The 17,496-nt window shown below is 67.9% G+C and carries 15 protein-coding genes; 6 read left to right on the top strand and 9 right to left on the bottom strand.

The features are described from left to right. Positions 1-18 precede the first annotated feature (18 nt). The 6 genes from BLR41_RS21840 to BLR41_RS21815 form a co-directional block, all read right to left on the bottom strand. On the bottom strand, positions 19-1,482 hold the full coding sequence (locus tag BLR41_RS21840) for an NCS2 family permease (RefSeq protein WP_092632578.1): 1,464 nt from the start codon (positions 1,480-1,482) through the stop codon (positions 19-21). Positions 1,483-1,757: 275 nt separating this feature from the next. Next, a complete protein-coding gene (locus BLR41_RS21835) occupies positions 1,758-2,207 on the bottom strand; it encodes a deaminase (protein WP_092632736.1) in 450 nt (149 codons plus the stop codon). Between the two features lie 212 nt (positions 2,208-2,419). Beyond that, positions 2,420-4,735 (bottom strand): xanthine dehydrogenase subunit D, encoded by a 2,316-nt coding sequence (gene pucD / locus BLR41_RS21830; RefSeq protein ID WP_092632575.1) that lies wholly within the window; start codon positions 4,733-4,735, stop codon positions 2,420-2,422. 100 nt (positions 4,736-4,835) lie between these two features. After that, positions 4,836-6,317, bottom strand: a complete 1,482-nt coding sequence (locus BLR41_RS21825; RefSeq protein WP_092632572.1) for an 8-oxoguanine deaminase — start codon at positions 6,315-6,317, stop codon at positions 4,836-4,838. Beyond that, a complete protein-coding gene (locus tag BLR41_RS21820) occupies positions 6,314-6,817 on the bottom strand; it encodes a (2Fe-2S)-binding protein (RefSeq protein WP_092632569.1) in 504 nt (167 codons plus the stop codon). Before BLR41_RS21820 ends, BLR41_RS21825 begins: the two co-directional genes overlap by 4 nt. Next, complete coding sequence (locus BLR41_RS21815) at positions 6,808-7,716, bottom strand: FAD binding domain-containing protein (RefSeq protein WP_092632566.1); 909 nt, start codon at positions 7,714-7,716, stop codon at positions 6,808-6,810. Before BLR41_RS21815 ends, BLR41_RS21820 begins: the two co-directional genes overlap by 10 nt. 384 nt (positions 7,717-8,100) lie before the next feature. Between BLR41_RS21815 and BLR41_RS21810 the strand changes: the two genes are divergently transcribed. The 4 genes from BLR41_RS21810 to BLR41_RS21795 all read left to right on the top strand — a co-directional run bounded on the left by BLR41_RS21810 (position 8,101) and on the right by BLR41_RS21795 (position 12,741). After that, positions 8,101-9,627 carry a PucR family transcriptional regulator gene (locus tag BLR41_RS21810; RefSeq protein WP_092632563.1) on the top strand — a complete coding sequence of 509 codons (1,527 nt, stop codon included), beginning with the start codon at positions 8,101-8,103 and terminating at the stop codon, positions 9,625-9,627. A 469-nt stretch (positions 9,628-10,096) separates the two neighbouring features. Further along, a complete protein-coding gene (locus tag BLR41_RS21805; RefSeq protein ID WP_092632560.1) occupies positions 10,097-11,350 on the top strand; it encodes a type III PLP-dependent enzyme in 1,254 nt (417 codons plus the stop codon). A gap of 73 nt (positions 11,351-11,423) precedes the next feature. Beyond that, positions 11,424-11,822 (top strand): adenosylmethionine decarboxylase, encoded by a 399-nt coding sequence (gene speD / locus BLR41_RS21800; protein WP_092632557.1) that lies wholly within the window; start codon positions 11,424-11,426, stop codon positions 11,820-11,822. 40 nt (positions 11,823-11,862) lie between these two features. Further along, positions 11,863-12,741 carry a spermidine synthase gene (locus BLR41_RS21795; protein ID WP_092632733.1) on the top strand — a complete coding sequence of 293 codons (879 nt, stop codon included), beginning with the start codon at positions 11,863-11,865 and terminating at the stop codon, positions 12,739-12,741. A 170-nt stretch (positions 12,742-12,911) separates the two neighbouring features. Here BLR41_RS21795 and BLR41_RS21790 read toward each other — a convergent pair whose 3' ends face one another. Beyond that, the gene (locus BLR41_RS21790; protein WP_092632554.1) at positions 12,912-14,081 is read right to left on the bottom strand and encodes a hypothetical protein; all 1,170 of its coding nucleotides are present in this window, start codon (positions 14,079-14,081) and stop codon (positions 12,912-12,914) included. A gap of 130 nt (positions 14,082-14,211) precedes the next feature. On the opposite strand from BLR41_RS21790, the gene rbsK reads away from it, so the two are divergent. Continuing rightward, entirely contained in the window at positions 14,212-15,108 is an 897-nt protein-coding gene (rbsK, locus tag BLR41_RS21785) for a ribokinase (protein ID WP_092632730.1), read from the top strand. 113 nt (positions 15,109-15,221) lie between these two features. Here the strand turns inward: rbsK and BLR41_RS21780 are convergent, their stop codons facing one another. After that, complete coding sequence (locus BLR41_RS21780) at positions 15,222-15,590, bottom strand: histone-like nucleoid-structuring protein Lsr2 (protein ID WP_092632551.1); 369 nt, start codon at positions 15,588-15,590, stop codon at positions 15,222-15,224. A gap of 381 nt (positions 15,591-15,971) precedes the next feature. On the opposite strand from BLR41_RS21780, the gene BLR41_RS21775 reads away from it, so the two are divergent. Then, entirely contained in the window at positions 15,972-16,520 is a 549-nt protein-coding gene (locus tag BLR41_RS21775) for a histone-like nucleoid-structuring protein Lsr2 (RefSeq protein WP_425426943.1), read from the top strand. Positions 16,521-16,753: 233 nt separating this feature from the next. On the opposite strand, the gene BLR41_RS21770 is transcribed toward BLR41_RS21775, so the two are convergent. Next, positions 16,754-16,981: a hypothetical protein gene (locus BLR41_RS21770; protein WP_092632545.1), complete on the bottom strand. Its 228-nt coding sequence runs from the start codon at positions 16,979-16,981 to the stop codon at positions 16,754-16,756. Positions 16,982-17,496 lie beyond the last annotated feature (515 nt).

Genomic DNA, 17,496 nt, shown 5'->3' with positions numbered 1-17,496 from the left:
AGCGGGTCCCGCGGGCAATCAGGAGACGCCGAACACGGCCTTTATCCCCTCGATCCCGAAATAGAGCGCGAAGATCAGCGACAGCACGCTGAGCAGCCAGCCGATCTCCTTGGCGCGTCCCTTGCAGATCTTGATCGCGCAGTAGGAGATCAGTCCCGCACCCACGCCGTTGGTGATCGAGTAGGTGAACGGAATGATCGCCACGGTCAGAAACACCGGGATCACGAAGTCCTCGTCGTGCCACGGAATGTTGCGCACCTGCGCCATCATCATCCCGCCGACCAGGACCAGGGCGGGCGCCGCCGCCTGCGCCGGGACCACCGCGGCCAGCGGGGTGAACAGCATGGTGGCCGCGAACAGCACGCCGGTCACCACGCTGGCCAGACCGGTACGGGCCCCTTCGGCCACTCCGGCAGCCGACTCCAGAAAGACCGTGTTCGGGGAGGAACCGGTGACACCGCCGCCCACCGCGCCGATGCCGTCGACCAGCAGGATGCGGCCCATGCCCTGCACCTTGCCGTCCGAACTGGTCAGTCCGGCCTCGCTGCTGACACTGGTGATGGTTCCCATCGCGTCGAAGAAGCCCGACAGCACCAGCGTGAACAGGAACACCACAGCGGCGATCACGCCCGCGTTCACGAACCCGCCGAACAGGTCGATGTTGCCGAACAACCCGAAGTCCGGTGTCGCCACCAGGCTCGACGGCAGGTCGGGCGTGGTACGTCCCCACTGCTCGGCGGGCACGTCGAACACGGCGTTGACCAGAACCGACAGCAGAGTTCCGGTCACGATGCTGATCAGGATCGCGCCGGGCACCCTCCGGGCGACCAGCACCACCATCAGCAGCAGGGTCAGGCAGAACAGCCCGAGTGGCCAGCCGACCAGGTGCCCACCCGGCCCCAGCTGTACCGGGACATCGGTGTTGGCCGCATCGGGTTGCCTGGTGACGAACCCGGCGCTGACCAGCCCCACCAGCGCGATGTAGAGACCGATACCCACCGTAAGCGCCGTCTTGAGCGCGGGCGGAATCGAGTTGATGATCCGTTCCCGCACCCCGCTGATCGCCATCAGCACGATGCAGACACCTTCGAGCACCACCAGCCCCATGGCCTGTGCCCAGGTCATCTCCGGCGCGACGGTGAAGGCCACCACCGGTATCACGCCGAGCCCGGCCGCCATCGCCAGCGGCGCGTTGCCGACCACACCCATCAGGATGGTCATCACCCCGGCACACAGCGCCGTGGCGGTGGTGAGCTCGGTGTTGCTCAGACTCGCCCCCGTGATGTCCTCGGCCGAACCGAGAATCAGCGGGTTGAGCAGCACGATGTAGGACATCGCCACGAATGTCGTGATCCCGCCCCGCACCTCGCGGGACATACTGGAACCGCGTCGGGTAATCCGGAAATACCGGTCGATCGGTGAGCGCGGCTCGGGTTCGGGGGCCGGATCCGTGTCCGTCGAATCCGGTCTCAGCTGGGTCATGCGTCCTCCCATGCCGGTGGGCGCCCCCGGCCCGAGCCTTCGGCGGCGGCTTTCGGGCCGGACTGGTCCTCGGGCCGTGAACAGCACTGTGTCCGGCCCGATCAGGGGCGTTTGGTGAGTTACGAGTGTTTCGAGCACGGCGGTTGACGCCTTGCTGCGGGGGCTGGAACGCGCCCGAGGCGCACTCCTCGCTCCGTGCCCACGGCAGCGGTCGCGACCCGGTCGTCGCGAACCGCCGCAGCCGTGAAACGGCACCGACAGCGTAAACGGGGCCGTCAGTACTCGACGCGGTCGGCCTTGTGCTGCCAGGCGTCGAAGGGTTCGGTCCGGTTCGCGGCGTCCAGGCGCCGTACCGGCGTCGGCCATACCGCGTCGGGATCGGTGAACAGGTCGTAGAAGGCCCGGTCGTCGAAACCCGCGACCGCGGCGTCGTGGCGGTCGGCCGCGAAGCCGATTCGGTCCACCCGACTCCACAGCGCGGAGGCCATGCACATCGGGCACGGTTCGCACGACGAGATCAGCACGCAGCCGTCCAGTCGAAAGCTGTTCAGGGTGCGGCAGGCGTTGCGGATGGCGGTGACCTCGGCGTGGGCGGTGGGGTCGAGGTCGCTGGTCACCATGTTCGTGCCGGTCGCGACGATCTCCTCACCACGACCGATCACGGCACCGAACGGACCACCGCCGTTCGACACGCTCTCGGTGGCCAGCCGGATCGCTTCCCGCATCCACTCCTCGGCTCGCGGCGGGAGTGCCTCCACGGTCTGCTGTGCGGACAAGACGCTTCCTTTCCTGGTGCGGACGGTTTCGGGGGCGGCCCCGGGGCGGCACGGCGCGCGGAGCACGAGTGGTTCGAGGAGGTCGTGCCGTTACTTCCCGGGGCCGCGTTCGGGCGCCCCGATCGGGCCCGCTGTTCGCCGGATTCCGCTCGGCCGGCGACTCAGCCGATGACGTGCTCGGGACCGACCGGCACGTGGGTGAGCTCCTCACCGGTCGCCGCACGGATCGCGGCCACGATCGCCGGGGTGGAGGAGATCGTGGGGGGTTCCCCGACGCCCCGCACGCCGTAGGGGGCGTTCGGATCGCCCCGCTCGATGACGTCGACGTTCATCGGCGGCATGTCGAGGATGGTCGGGATCAGGTAGTCGGTGAACGAGGGATTGCGGATCTTGCCCTCGCCGACCTGAATCTCCTCCATGACCGCGAGGCCGAGCCCCTGGGCGGAGCCGCCCTGGATCTGTCCCACCACCGACTCGGGGTTGACCGCCTTGCCGACGTCCTGCGAGCAGTCCAGTTGCACCACCTTGATCAGCCCCAGCTCCGTGTCCACGTCGACCACGGCACGGTGGGCGGAGAAGGCGTGCTGCACCTGCGCACGCTCGCTGTGACCCTGCTCGTCGAGCGGGAACGTCTCGCGGTGGTGGTACTCCCTGGTCTCCTCGACGACCTCGGAACCGAGCACCTCGGCGATGTCGGCGACCACGCCCGAACCGGCCGACACGACCTTTCCACCGGCCAGCGACAACTCCGAGGCAGGCTCGCCGAACCGCTCGGCAGTGAGCGCCAACAGCCGATCACGCACCGCTCGGCAAGCCGCCTGCACCGCACCACCGGTCACATAGGTCTGCCGGGAGGCGGAGCTGGAACCGGCCGGTCCCACCTCGGTGTCGTTCGGATGGATGTTGACCCGCTCCACACCCAGCTCGCTGCGGGTGATCTGCTGCTGCACCGTGACCACGCCCTGGCCGACCTCGGCGGCGGCGGTGTGCACCATCGCGAGCGGTTCACCGGCCACGACCTGCAACCGCACGCGGGCGGTGGAGAAATCGTCGGCCCCCTCCGCGTAGCAGACGTTCTTGATGCACACGCCGTAGCCGACACCGCGCACCACCCCCTCGCCGTGGGTGGTGTTGGAGGCTCCGCCGGGCAGGTCCCGGATGTCGGGTGCGGTGTCGGGATTGTGCGCCGCCGGCAACGGCAGGTCACGCACCCGACGCAGCAGTTCCGCCACCGGTGCCGGGTAGTCCAGCACCTGCCCGGTCGGAGTGGTACCGCCCCGGCTGATCGCGTTGCGGATGCGCAGCTCCACCGGATCCATGCCGAGCTTCGCCGCGAGCCGGTCCATCTGCGACTCGTAGGCGAAGGCGGGCTGCACGGCACCCAACCCACGCATCGCACCGCACGGCGGGTTGTTGGTGTACATGCCCCACCCCTGGATCGAGACGTTGGGCACGTCGTAGGGGCCCACCCCCAGGGTGGTGCCGTTGCCCACCACCACCGGGGTCTTGGAGGCGTAGGCGCCCCCGTCGAAGTAGAGCTGCGCGCGGACGTACACCAGGTCGCCGTCCTCGGTGGCGCCGTGCTCGTAGTACATCCTCGCCGGATGGCGATGCACGTGGCCGAAGAAGGACTCCTCCCGGTCGTAGACGATCTTGACCGGTCTGCCGGTGCGCAGCGCGAGCATGCAGACGTGCACCTGCATGGACAGGTCCTCCCTGCCGCCGAAGGCGCCTCCCACACCGGACATGGTCATCCGCACCAGCTCCGGATCCAGGTCCAGCGCCGCCGCCGTCTGCTTGCGGTCGCTGTGCAGGTCCTGTGTCGCCAGGTACAGATCGACCCCGCCGTCCTCACCGGGGATGGCGAGACCGGATTCGGGGCCGAGGAACGCCTGGTCCTGCATGCCGACGGTGTAGGTGCCCGAGACCACGACATCGGCGGTCGCCTCGGGATCGCCCTTGACGATCGGCTGGTACCGCACCGTGTTGCCGCCGGGATGCACCTTCGGCACCGACTCGTCGCGGGCCGCCAGCTCCGCGTCGACCACCGGTTCCAGCACCTCGTAGTCGACCTCGACCAGATCCAGCGCACGCCGCGCGGTCTCCGGGTGATCCGCCGCCACCAGCGCCACCGCCTCGCCGCGGTACCGCACCATCTCCTCGGCGAGCACCGGCTGGTCGATGTCCTTGAGCCCGTAGAGATTGCGTCCCGGCACGTCCGCCGCCGTCAGCACCGTGTAAACCCCCGGGGCGCGCAGCGCCGGACCGATGTCGATGGAACGGATCCGTGCCGAGGGGTGCGGGCTGCGCAGGGTGGCTCCCCAGAGCATGTTCTCCGCCCACAGGTCCGACGAGTAGGCGAAGTCCCCGCGTACCTTCAGTGCTCCGTCCGGGCGCAGCGGCGATTCGCCGACCCCTCCGGCGATGGCGTCATCGAGGTCCTGGGGGCGATGCGCCGGTGCGTGTGTATTGCTCATCGGGCCACCTCTTCCGGAGTGTGTCGTGCCGACCGGTCTCGATGCGCGGCTGTCACGGAGCGGGGGACAGCCGGGCGGGAAATCCACGAAGATGTCGAACTCATCCGACCCCCTTGGCGGCGAGGCTCGAACAGCTCCGGCGCAGCTCCGCTGTGAGGTCCCGCTCCGACTCCCGCACCAACCGGGCGTCGGCGACGACGGTCTCGCCGCCGCACAGCAACCTGCGCAGCCTCGGCAGCGGGCCGAGCGCCAGTGCGGCAACCGGATCGCCGATGCCCGCGTGACCCAGCCCGTCGAGGTCCCACAGCGCGATGTCGGCGAGCTTGCCGGGCTCCAGCGAGCCCAACTCGTCCTCCCGTCCCAGACAACGCGCTCCACCGCGGGTTCCCATCCACAGCGCGTCACGAACCGACAGCGCGTCAGGCCCGTACCGTGCCCTGCCGAGCAGCAGTGCCTGGTGCAGTTCGTCACCGAGCCGCCCCGACTCGTTGGAGGCCACCCCGTCGATACCGAGGCCGACCGGGGCCTCGTGGTCCAGCAGGGGGCGCACCGGAGCGGTTCCGGCCCCGAGCCGTCCGTTCGAACTCGGACAGTGCGCCACACCGGTGCCGGTCTCGCCCAACCGTGCGACATTGCGTTCGGAGAGATGCACGCCGTGGGCCAGCCAGACGTCCTCGCCCAGCCAACCGAGCCGCTCGGCGTAGTCGACCGGATCACAGCCGAACTCCCGGTCGCAGCGCTCGAGCTCGTCGATCGTCTCCGCGAGGTGGGTGTGCAGCCGCACCCCGTGGCGCCGAGCCAGCTCGGCCGACGAACGCATCAGTTCGCCGCTGACCGAGAACGGGGAGCAGGGGCCCACGGCCACCCGCACCCGGGAGTCGAATGCCGGGTCGTGAAACCGCCGGATCGCGTCCTCGGTTCCGCGCAACGCCGACTCGGTGTCCTCGACCGCCGAGTCCGGGGGCAGTCCCCCGGCGGACTGCCCCCGGTCCATCGAGCCGCGCACCGCGTGCAGCCGCACGCCGATGCGTTCGGCTCCGGAGACCACGCCGCCGAGCACATCCCCACCCGTGTCGGGAAACACGTAGTGGTGATCGGCGACAGTGGTGCATCCCGACAACGCCGTCCAGCCCAGCCCCGCCGCGGCGGCGGAACCGGTCAGCTCCTCGTCGATGCCCGCCCAGACGGGGTAGAGCTCGGTGAGCCAGCCGAACAGCGTCGCGTCGACCGCGTAACCGCGCGTCGCCCACTGGTAGAGATGGTGATGCGTGTTGACCAGGCCGGGAGTGAGCAGGCAACCGCTGCCGTCCACACGGCGAACCGGTCCCGGTTGGGACGGGGCCGCACCGGGCCCCACGGCGCTGATGCGGCCGTCCTCGATCACCACGTGTCCCTCGGTGTACTCGGTTCCGGTACCCGAGGTGTTCGGCTCCGGTGCGTCGACGGTGACCACGGCCGCGCCCTCGATCACGGTGCGACTCGGTTGTGGTCGCGCGTCGCCGCCGTTCGTGCTGGGGCCGCCCTTCGTTCCGGGGCCGCCACTCGCTCCGGGGCTCTCGCTCGTCGCGGGGCCGTGGCTCATTCCCGGTCACCCCCGGTGGACCCGGAGATGCCGGTGCCCGCGTTCCGCTCCGCCGCGGTGCGTACCGCGGCCATGATCTTCTCGTAGCCGGTGCACCGGCACAGGTTCCCGGCCAGAGCCTCCCTGATCTCCGCGTCGGAGGGCTCGGGCACCCGGTTGATCAGGTCGTCCGCCGCGACCAGCAGACCGGGGGTGCAGAAGCCGCACTGCACCGCGCCCTCGTCGACGAAGGCCCGCTGCACGGGGGCCAGTTCCTCCTCGTCGGCGAGCCCCTCCACTGTCCCCACCTCGCGGTCCTGCGCCTGGCCCGCCGCCACCAGGCAGGCACAGACCGGAACCCGGTCGAGGTAGACCGTGCAGGATCCGCACTCGCCCTGTTCACAGGCGTTCTTGGACCCCGGGAGCCCGAGCCGTTCCCGCAGTACGTAAAGCAGGCTCTCGCCTTCCCACACGTCGTCGGCGGTCATGGCGCGGCCGTTGACGTTCAGATTCAGGCGCATCGTTGCCTCCCGGAGAATTCGGTGCCGCCGCGGTACTCGTCCCAGGCCCAGGACAGCGTGCGGCGCGCGAGCACGTGCAAGGCGTGTGTGCGGTAACCGGCCGTACCTCGTACGTCGTCGATCGGGGCCGCCGCCTGGGCCACCAGTTCGCCGAAGCGCTCGGTGATCGAGTCCGGCAGGGGGCGCGGATCGTCCCACTGGTCGGCCTCGGTCAGCGCCGCGGCGAGGAACTCCTCGGCCTCGGGGGCGGAGCGTGGCGTGGGGGCCGCCGAGCCCAGTCCGGTGCCGACACCGCTCCGCTCCGGCCACAGCGCGACCGCGAAGGTGCACACGGCGATGACCATCGCGTTACGAGTACCGATCTTGGAGAACTGCTGCGGCCCCGTGCTCACCGGCACGTGGACCGCCGCGACCAGTTCGTCCGAGGCCATGGCGCTCCGTTTGACCCCGGTGAAGAACTCCTCGATCGGGATCGTTCTGCTGCCGCGTACCGACTCCAACTCGATCTCCGCGTTCGAAGCCAGCAGCGGGGGATGTCCGTCGCCCGCGGGGGACGCCGAGGCGAGGTTCCCGCCGAGCGTTCCCCGGTTCCGGATCTGCGGCGATCCCACGGTTCGGGCGGCCATGGCGAGCCCCGGCAGGCTGGTCCCCAGCTCGTCGATCAGTCGTGAGTAGGGCACGCCCGCACCGATGCGCACCGACGCCACGCCTGCCCGCTCGGTTCGCGACCACTCCCGGAGCTGTTCGATGCGAGTCAGGTCGAGCAGCGTCTCCGGACGCCGGTGGTCGAAGTTCAGTTCCACCATGACGTCGGTGCCGCCCGCGACGGGAGTCGCATCGGGGTGGTTGGCCTTGGCTTCGAGCGCTTCGCTCCAGCAGGCCGGTCGTAGGAAATCCACTGTGTTTCTCCAGATCACAACCCGAGATAGGCCGTTGGGATGTGAGTAAGTACACAGCCTGTCCACCCGAATTGACTAGCGGTGGAAAACATGAATCGAACCGCTGGTGAACGAGTGGTTTTCGTGCTTTCCTACAACCAACGGCCCGGTACCGGCTTGGCCTCCGAGTGCGTTGTCCGTGGGCAACGTAGCCGAGCACCGGAGCGGAGCGTGGAATTTCCCGTGATGATCGTGTTTCGGCGTGTGCCACCTCTTGCAGACGTCGCCCCGGGCATGCCTAGGATCGCCGGGTTCCGACCGCCGCACGGCCGACTCGGACGAACGGACCGGGGCCGGGGCGGCACTCCGGCGGAATACAGGCGATTCCAGAATTAGGGTGCGTGCGTGCTTCTCGGCGATCTGTTGGACGATTCCCGGCTGGGGTTGACCCTGCTCACGGGAGGCGACCGGCTGGACCGGGTGGTGCGCGGGGTGTACGTCACCGACCTCATCGACCCGAGGCGCTATCTGCAGGGCGGTGAGTTGGTACTCAGCGGCCTGGTGTGGCACCGGCACGCCACCGACTCCGAGGAGTTCGCGGCCGCGCTGTCCGACGCGGGAGTGGCGGCTCTGGTGGCCGGTACGGCACGGTTGGGAAGAGCGCCTGCCGACCTCGTACGGGCCTGCGCCCGACACGGCGTGCCGCTGTTCGAACTCTCGGTCAGTGTCAGCTTCAACACGTTGTTCGAACACGTGCTCGGTGCCGTTCGCAACGAACGGACCTCCGGCAGGGACCTGGTCACCGACGTGGCCGCGGGCGCCGATCTCCCCAGGGTGCTGACGGCCGCCGCGTCCGAGCTGGGCAGCGACTGCTGGGTTTGCTCCGCGGTGGGGGCGACCGTGGCGGAGCACGGCGAGTTGTCCGTCCCCGACCGCCGCACGCTCGTCCGGGAGTTCCTGCGCGCGGAGCGACTCCCCAGAACGGTGGTCACCGAGCGGGGTGATGCTTATGTGCTCTGGCCGGTCAGTTCCGGAACCGAGTCACGTGCGGCGCGCTGGTTCCTCGTTTTGCCCGCCGGGGCGGAGCAGCGGGATTCCACGCGCGAGTCGGTGACCAACGAGCTCGCCACGGCGGTGGCCCTGCTGCGCAGCAGGCTCGACGAGGGACGCCAGGTCTCCGGTGGTCCGGTGGGCACCGCGCTGCGCGCGTTGCTGGAGGGCTCGGCCGGTTCCAGGGAGGTTGCGGGCAGGCTCGCCGAGGCGGGACTGTCCGGTGAGGGAACGCTGTGCGCGGTGGCGTTGTCCATGAACGGGAGTTCGGAAGCCGCCGCGGACGTGCTGCGGGAGATCGCCGCCGCCAGTGGTCTGCCCTCGGTCACCGCACCCGTGGAAACCGGTGCGTTGGCGGTGTTCGGCGCGCGGGCCGGTGGTCCGGTCGAACTGGCCGGGCTGGCCGATTGGCTGCGCGGCACGCTCGCCGATCTCGAACACGGGCCCGCCTGGCTGGAGGTCAGCGTGGGAGTCAGCGACCTGGCCGACCCGAGCGGGTTACGAGGCGCCGTCGAGGAGGCCCGCTACACCCGGCGACTCGCCGAACAGCGCCACGGCCGCTGCGATATCGCCACCGCGGCCGATCTGGTCTCCCAGCAGGTGTTGCTCTCGGCGGTGCCCGACGAACTGCGACACTCCTACCGGCAACGGCTGCTGGGCGGACTGCTCGCCTACGACCGCGACCACCAGTCGGACCTGGTCCACACGTTGCGCACGTTCCTGGAGTGCTCCGGGTCCTGGTCGCGCTGTGCCCAGCGGCTACACGTTCACGTGAACACGCTTCGTTACCGCATCCGGCGGGTGGAGGAGATATCCGGCCGTGATCTGGGTGACTTCCCCACCAGGGTGGACTTCTACCTGGCACTACAGATCAACGGTTGACCGGTTCCGCCGCGCGGGCTTTTGTCGAGGAGTCGGGGAGCTCCCGACTGTCCTCTCGGCCGTGGGAGCTACGTCGGTCTCGCCGCCGTGGCCGAGCTCACCTCCGCGAGTTCGAGCGAGGACGCAAGGGCTCCGTCGCGGGCCGGGAGCCGAAGAGCTCGGCGAACCGCCCAATGGGAACCACGATCCAATTGGCGGGACACTTTCGAGTGACTGAAACATCTCGTCTCCGGTGAACGATTCGCTGAGTGGCCACGGGCCGTGTCAGTAGTCACAATCGGTTCCGCTGTCCGGGGGAAGCCTCGGGTGTGATTGGAAAATGCGCCGCCATCAGCGGTACCGTTTCTGGTCGGTGCAGGGCATTCCCCGCGGCTCGGTCCTCCTCGGACCCCCGTAACGGATCGGCCTGGCCGGATTGGTGTGTTCCACGCGACGGCCCGCCAACGGCCGAGAAACGGAGGTTTCGGGATTGACCGACCTGTCCGGCAGCCACGCTGTGACGGACCGCCCCGGTGGCGGCACCACTGTCGAGACAACCGTGAACGGGGCGTCCGCGGCCTCCGCCGCGGAGTCGGAACGTATCCGCGGCTTCCTCGACGAGGCGTGCCCCACCACCCCCTGCCTGGCCGTGGACCTCGCCGTGGTGCGGAATCGCTTCGCCCGGCTGAGCGCGGAACTGCCCGGGGCGCGCATCTGCTACGCGGTCAAGGCCAATCCCGATCCCCGCGTGGTCGCCGAACTGGTCGGGCTGGGAGCCTCCTTCGACGTCGCCAGCCCCGGAGAGATCGAGCTGTGCCTACGCCAGGGCGCCCCCGCCCGGTCGATCTCCTACGGCAACACCATAAAAAAGCCGACCGACATCGCTCTCGCGTATCAACGCGGAGTCCGACTGTTCGCCACCGACAGCACCCCCGACCTGGAGAACATAGCCGCCTCGGCGCCCGGAGCCGGCGTGTTCTGTCGAATCGCGGTGGACAACACCGGCTCCCGGACACCCTTCGGGCGCAAGTTCGGCTGTTCCCCCGCGACCGCGGTCCGGCTGCTGCGGCGTGCCCGTGAGCTGGGGCTCGTGCCGTACGGAGTCTCGTTCCACATCGGCTCGCAACAGCTCTCCTCGGAAGCCTGGGAACACGGCATCGCCGCCGCGGCCGAGGTGCTGCACGACCCCGAGATGCCCGCCGACGCGGTTCGCATGGTTAACCTGGGTGGAGGGCTGCCCGCCACCTACACCCAGCCGACCCCGGAACTCTCCGAGTACACCGCCGTGATCGAGGACGCGTTGCGGCGCCACTTCGGCACCGGCCGCCCGGAGGTGCTGCTCGAACCCGGTCGCCACCTCGTGGGAGACGCGGGTGTACTGCGCAGTGAGGTCGTGCTGGTCTCCGAGGACTCCGCGGGGCAGGGGCGCTGGGTCTACCTGGACGCGGGACGCTACAACGGTCTGGCCGAAACCGAGGGCGAGGCGATCACCTACCGGCTGCGCACCAGTCGGGACGGGGACCCGCTCGGCCCCGTGGTCCTGGCAGGCCCCACCTGCGATGGCGACGACGTGCTGTACCAGCACACCCGCTACGAACTTCCGAGCACACTGCGCGGTGGGGACACGGTCGATCTGCTCAGTGCCGGTGCCTACACCGCGAGTTACTCCTCGGTCTGCTTCAACGGATTCGAACCACTGACCACTTGGTGTTTCGACAGTGCCGAGACCATCGAACGAGCGTGACCGGCCGAGACCCGGTGCGGGCTCGTTCGGAAGTTTCCCAGTAGGAATCTGCGAAATGTTGGGAGGTCGATAGATGTCAATTGATGCCGGAACCCTGCAGCCTGTTGGACTGTTCACCGGTCAGCACGTCCTCGCCGAACTCGAGGGTGTGGCCGCTGAGCTGCTCGATGACGAACAGTTCCTGACAGAGGCGCTCAACAGCGCACTGGACCGTTCTCAGGCCACGGTGTGTGACGTGATCTCGAAACGATTCGATCCGCAGGGTGTGACGGTGCTCGCGCTCCTGTCGGAATCCCACGCTTCGTTGCACTCCTATCCGGAAAACGGTTCGATCTTCATCGATGTGTTCACTTGCGGGAACAAGGCTCAGCCGGAGCGCGCGGTGGATCTGCTCGCCGAGTCGCTGGGCCCGACGAATGTGAACTGCCGGACGATCCGGCGTGGTCATGACTACGAAACAGGCCTCACGTGAACAGCGTGTGTTCGGCCGAGCTCATCCGAAGGAGCGGGAGTTGATCGAGCTCGACGGCAAGCAGTGGATCCAGGAGCCGCTGGGTGACGACATGCGGCGACTCTGGCGCGTCGACGAGGTGTTGTGGGAAGGCGACACCGCTTATCAGCACGTGGTTGTCGGCCGTACCGGCCAGGGCGTCGCCTTGTTCTGTGACGACGATCGGCAGAGCACCGAGTTCTCGCAGCTGGTCTACCACGAGGCGATGATGGTGCCCGGCTTTCTGCTCGCGGAACAACTCGAGCGGGTGTTGATCGTCGGCTCCAGCGAGGGTGTGGCCAGCCGGATGGCCGTCAAGGCGGGCGCCGCGCGAGTGGACCACGTGGATATCGACAGTGAGTGCGTGCGCGTCTGCGCCGAGCACCTTCCGTACGGATACACCGCCGCCGAGCTCGCGGATCTGGAAGCGGGCAACGGTCCCATCAAGCTGCACTACACCGACGGTTGGAGTTTCCTCGACCAGGCGATCGGCGCGGGAGAACGCTACGACCTGGTGATCGTGGATCTCCCCGACGAACGGGCGGACGAGACCGAGAGTCAGCACAACCGCCTGTACGGCGAGGAGTTCATCCGAAGGTGTCACGCCGTGCTGGCACCCGGCGGTGTGGTCGGTTTCCAGGCCGGCTCACCGACGGTCTGGCGCAACACCACGCTCGTCCGGGCCTACAACCGATTCCGCACGGTGTTCGACACCGTCACCTACTTCGGTTCCGACGAGCACGAGTGGGCATTCCTGTTCGGCCGGGTCGAACAGCTGGACGACCCGGTCAACGTCATGCTCGACACGATGCCGAAGAGCCAGTACGAACCGGCCACGATCGACGACGCGAGTCTGATCGGCCTGACGGTCCCGCCGTACTCGGTGCGCCACCAGGAGTGACGACTCGTGGCACCGGCCGCGGCCCGGGGCTCCGCGTTCGCCGCGGAGGAGCCGCAGCCACGGCCGGTGTCCGTCGAACCCCGCCGTACCGCCGGCTGCGCCACCGGCGGTGCGCCCGAGCGTGCCCGGATATCGGTCCGCTCGCGGCTCGGTTCGACCCGGATGCGGATTCAACCCAGATACGGGTGTTGTCCAGTACCGCTGCCCGCGTCCTCGTACTTGTTGAACCACTGGTCGAACGCGAGTCCTCTGGTACGCAATCGCTGTTCGACGGCCTCTCCGGTCACCGATTCCTCCGGCGCATCGGACCGGTCGACAGCGATCGTCTCCACCGCGAACAGCTCCTCGTAGGCATTGTCCGGGCACGCCTGAGCCGCGAACGAGTCGAAAAACGGCGCGCTCTCGTCCCAGCTCATCAGCTCCGTGGCCTCCAGGACGACGCGGGCCTCGTTGATGAACAACCGTAGTGCCAACGCCTCCGCCACACAGCGCGGTGGTTGCCAGCGCGTGCCCGTCAGCCGGGTGGCCACGGCCGCGGAGCACAACAGCAGTGAGCGCGTGAAACGCGCGTCGTAGTTGTGCTGGTAGCACGGCGGAAGCTCCTCCAGCACCAGTAGCCCTACCGCGCCGTCCGCCGTGGCGTCGTTGACCGTCAGCGCCAGCTCGTCGTAGAAGAGCTCGTCGGTCACGACGCTGACGGCGTGAATCAGCGCGCCGGCAGCGAGGTTCGCCCGCTGCTCGTCGGAACCGCTCTCGTCGAAGGCAGTCGCCGGGAAGGCGCGCAGCCGCTCCGAGAGTTCGTGCAGCCGAATCCGCCAGTTCTCCGTCTCGGGCGACTCCGAGCTCGGGGAGCGCGCTTCGGCCGTGCCGCCGGGGCCGGTGCGCCAGGACTCCGACTCCGGGAGCTCGGCCTGCTCGAAGGCGTCCTCGATCTCGGCCTGCAGTCGCTCGTCGGCCTCGCCGAGCTGACCGCCGGAGTGCTGTTCCGCCGCCGCGAGACTCTCGTTGAACTCGTCCTCGGTGATCTTCACTTCGGAGTGCGTGAGCGTCCAGTGCTCCAGCACTTGGCTGTCCAGCAGGATCTCCCGCAGCACGTTGGCGGCGGCGTTCTCCGCGGCCGACAGTGAGGGAGCGTCGACCGCCAGCATCACGGTCGACCCGTCCGGACCGACCTCGATCCGGTAGTCGAGCACGTCGATGTCTTCCTCCTCGGGGCCCGCCACCCCTTCGACCCGACCGAGCTGGTGATCGAGTACCGACACCACCCCCTCCTGTTGTAGTGGGTCGAGTTTCGAGATGTCCACCGGAGGCCGCAGCCCCGCGGTCACTACATAGTCCACCGCGTCTCGTCCTCTTTCCGACTCGTTGCCGGGCATGGTACGTCCCGGCAACCGGCGGGTCGCGTACGACGCGCCAGCGCCCCTCGCCGCTCCGTTCAACCGGCGGGACGGTAATTATGGCCCCGTGACGATGGTGACGGTATTCGGTAGTTGCAACATGGATCTGGTCGCCTACGTGGCGACACCACCACGCAGGGGAGAGACGATGCACGGTCGTGCGTTCAGCACCGTCCCCGGAGGAAAGGGAGCCAACCAGGCGATAGCCGCTGCGCGGGGCGCCGCGAGCACCCGGTTTCTCGGGGCGGTCGGTGACGACGGGTTCGGCACTCGGATCCGTGCCGAACTGGTCGCCTCGGGAGTCGACACGGCGGGGCTGCGGACAGTGGAGGGCCACAGCGGCACCGCGCACATCGTGGTCGACGACGACGGGGGGAACTCGATCATCATCGTGGGAGGTGCCAACGACACGGTCGATCGACTGCACGACGGCGACGCGGACGCGATCGCCGACTCGGGTTGCCTGCTGTTGCAGCTGGAGACCCCGCTGCGGGGAGTTTCGGAGGCCGCCGAGGTGGCTTCCCGGAACGGAGTACGCGTGATCCTGACCCCGGCCCCGGCGGAGCCGGTCCCGGAGTCGCTGCTGTCGAACGTGGATCTGCTGGTGCCGAACGAGCACGAAGCAGCCGTTCTCACTGGTGAATCGGATCCGGAACGAGCTCTGCCCGCGTTGTTGGAGAGCGTTCCGGAGGTCGTGGTGACCATGGGAGGTCAGGGGGTGCTCTACGGAAATCGAGCGGGCGAGCGCGTCAGGGTCCCCGCGTTCTCGGTGCGGGCGGTGGACACCACGGCGGCGGGGGACACCTTCGTCGGTGTGCTGGCGGCGGCGCTGGCCCGCGGCACGGAAATCACCCGAGCGTTGCGGCGAGGATCCGCGGCCGCGGCGTTGTCGATACAGCGAAAGGGCGCGAGCGGCTCGATGCCGATGGAGGAGGAGATTAACGAATTCTTGGAGCGGGCCGCCGATTGAACGAAAAACGATCACATTTGGCGTGCTTTCGTGCACGCAATGTTTTCGGTCGGGCCTCCCCGGCGGGCGGGGACCACTCGTGTCACCCCGCCCGCCAGGGCACTACAGTCGGCTCACTGAGCTTTGTCGTAGGCCTCGACGATCTCCGCGGGAATCCGGCCACGATCGGAAACCTGCATACCCTGTTGGCGCGCCCATTCCCGAATGGCCTGATTCCGTTCACGGTCGGCGGCTTTCGGAGCTTGCGAACCGCTGTTCGACTGGCGAGTTTTCCCGGTCTTGTTCGCCTTGCCGCTGCGCTTGCGGCCGCCGACGCGACGGGCACTGGAAAGATAGGGAGCCAGCGCGTCGCGGAGTTCGGCAGCGTTTTCGGACGACAGGTCAATCGTGTAGCTCACACCATCCAGCGCGAACTCGACGGTCGACTCCGCTTCGGAACCGTCGACATCGTCGACCAGTTGAACCGTTACCTTCTGCGCCACTGCTAACCCTCGATTCCGGATCGTTTTCGTCGGTCATCCACAGCTTACGACGAAGCGCGCCAGTACAATAAACCAGCGTTACTCTATTGTCGTGAACGGCCGCTACGTGATGTTCTAGTGAGCTCCGCGTCACTGTTCGCGTTGTAGTGCTCTTCCTCGATCAGCACAACACGGAGTACCGCGTCGCCCGAGTGAGGGGTTCCAGTAGTATTGGTTTTTAGGAACCGACTACATGGGCGTGGGTGGTTTACGAGCGCGCATGAGGTTGTTCTATCGTGAGGAGGAGACAACGGCCCGACCGCGTGCTATAACGTAAGTGTCGGTCGGAGGTGTCTTACCGGCAAGTGTCGCGGAGCGAGACGGGGCACGTTCCCGAAACAGGTGATCATGGCCGAGCGGATTCAGGTCGAACTCGTCGACGACATCGACGGGTCCGAAGCGCAGCAGACAGTTACTTTCGCCATGGATGGCGTGAGCTATGAAATCGACCTGAGTGAACAGAATGCGCGAAACCTGCGCGAGCTGTTCGGGCCGTACATCAGGCAGGCACGCACGGCGCAGCAGCAGAACAACAACCGGCGGCAGAGCCGGAAGCAGGAGCGGGAAGAGCGGAAGGTCCGTCAGGCCAACCGCAAGCTGACCGAGGAGATCCGGGGCGCGGCTCGACGCAGCCACGAGCGCTACCAGCAGGATCGCCAGGAGCAAGGGTCGGACCGGTCCGAACCGACGTCGCAGAGCGACCAGTTCGACCAGAGCGGCCAGAGCGGCCAGCTCGATCAGGAGACGTTGCTGGAGCACCCGCTGTCCTTCACGCCGGACGATTCCCGGCGGGGCGCCGGCGGACAGGCACTGTCGGGAGACGGCGAGGAGACCGAGGAGAGCCGTTTCCCCGCTGTTTCGCTTCCACAGTTCTCTTCCGCGAACGAGTGAAGCGGTCACGCTCGTTCCCATCGTGCCGGTACTGGCGCACCGGGTGCCGGTACTGGTGCATCGGCACCCGGTGCCCTGCCGATCCCTGCCGTGCCGGGCGGGTGCAGTAGTCACTCGCCGGCCATGCCGGTTCGAACACGCCGGGAGACCACGCGCCGAACGGAAACGGTGCCGCGCGATAGGGCACCGTTCGGGCCGCCGCCGGACGACCCGAACGGTTGAGTGAGGGTTGATCAGTCCTCCGCGCGATGACGGCGACCGGTGCTGCGCCTGCTCTGCTGTGGCGGTGGTTGTGCTCCGGTGCTGTGGCTACCACCCGAACCCTGCTCCGACTGATCACTCTGCTCGTGAGCACTTTCCAGGGAGGCGACGAACTCGGGCGGGGCACTGGTCGTCCAGTGGTCCCCTTCCGGGTCGATCAGCGTGTTCCGCAATTCGGTGTAAATCGGTGTCGAATCCACTGCTACCCCCGTGGTCGTGTTCCGAGATCGAGGTTACCGCGCTCGCCGGTGACGGAACGAGGTGTGGCCGATACTCACCCGTACGTGGACGAACATGAATACCGAGCTCCGGCGTGACGAACGAGTACGGCTGATTCGTTGCATGTTCTTTCCTGGACGTGTGAACCCCGGGTTCACCTGGTGTTTTGGTGGTTGGTGGGGGTGGGTGTGTGGGGTGGTGTGGTGGGGGTTTAGAGTGGTTGTTGTCAGCACGGCGGGGCCGGGCTGGAAATCACGGGAAATGGTGAGCCTGGGATGTGGTTCCGGGTTTGTTTGGGTGGTTTCTGGTGTTCGGTTCGTGGTGGTGGCTGGTTGTTTGAAGAACTGCATGTGGTGCCTGGTGCTTGCTGGCTCGGGATCTGGCCTTGGTGGGTTGGGTTTCGGTGTTGGTGGGTGGCCCCCCGGTGAGTGGGGGGTTGGTTGGGGTGCTACGGTGGATGCAGTCAACAGCAAAGGGCATTCGGGAGATCTGCTGG

It is taken from the genome of Actinopolyspora mzabensis, from assembly GCF_900101095.1.
GTDB classification, from domain to species: domain Bacteria; phylum Actinomycetota; class Actinomycetes; order Mycobacteriales; family Pseudonocardiaceae; genus Actinopolyspora; species Actinopolyspora mzabensis.
This window is presented reverse-complemented; position numbering and strand designations above follow the sequence as displayed.

Excerpts from the sequence above, each read along its gene's own strand:
- rbsK (WP_092632730.1), top strand. The coding sequence starts at position 14,212 with ATGGTGACGGTATTCGGTAGTTGCAACATGGATCTGGTCGCCTACGTG.
- BLR41_RS21840 (WP_092632578.1), bottom strand. The coding sequence starts at position 1,482 with ATGACCCAGCTGAGACCGGATTCGACGGACACGGATCCGGCCCCCGAA.
- pucD (WP_092632575.1), bottom strand. The coding sequence starts at position 4,735 with ATGAGCAATACACACGCACCGGCGCATCGCCCCCAGGACCTCGATGAC.
- BLR41_RS21835 (WP_092632736.1), bottom strand. The coding sequence starts at position 2,207 with ATGCGGGAAGCGATCCGGCTGGCCACCGAGAGCGTGTCGAACGGCGGT.
- BLR41_RS21825 (WP_092632572.1), bottom strand. The coding sequence starts at position 6,317 with ATGAGCCACGGCCCCGCGACGAGCGAGAGCCCCGGAGCGAGTGGCGGC.
- speD (WP_092632557.1), top strand. The coding sequence starts at position 11,424 with ATGTCAATTGATGCCGGAACCCTGCAGCCTGTTGGACTGTTCACCGGT.
- BLR41_RS21820 (WP_092632569.1), bottom strand. The coding sequence starts at position 6,817 with ATGCGCCTGAATCTGAACGTCAACGGCCGCGCCATGACCGCCGACGAC.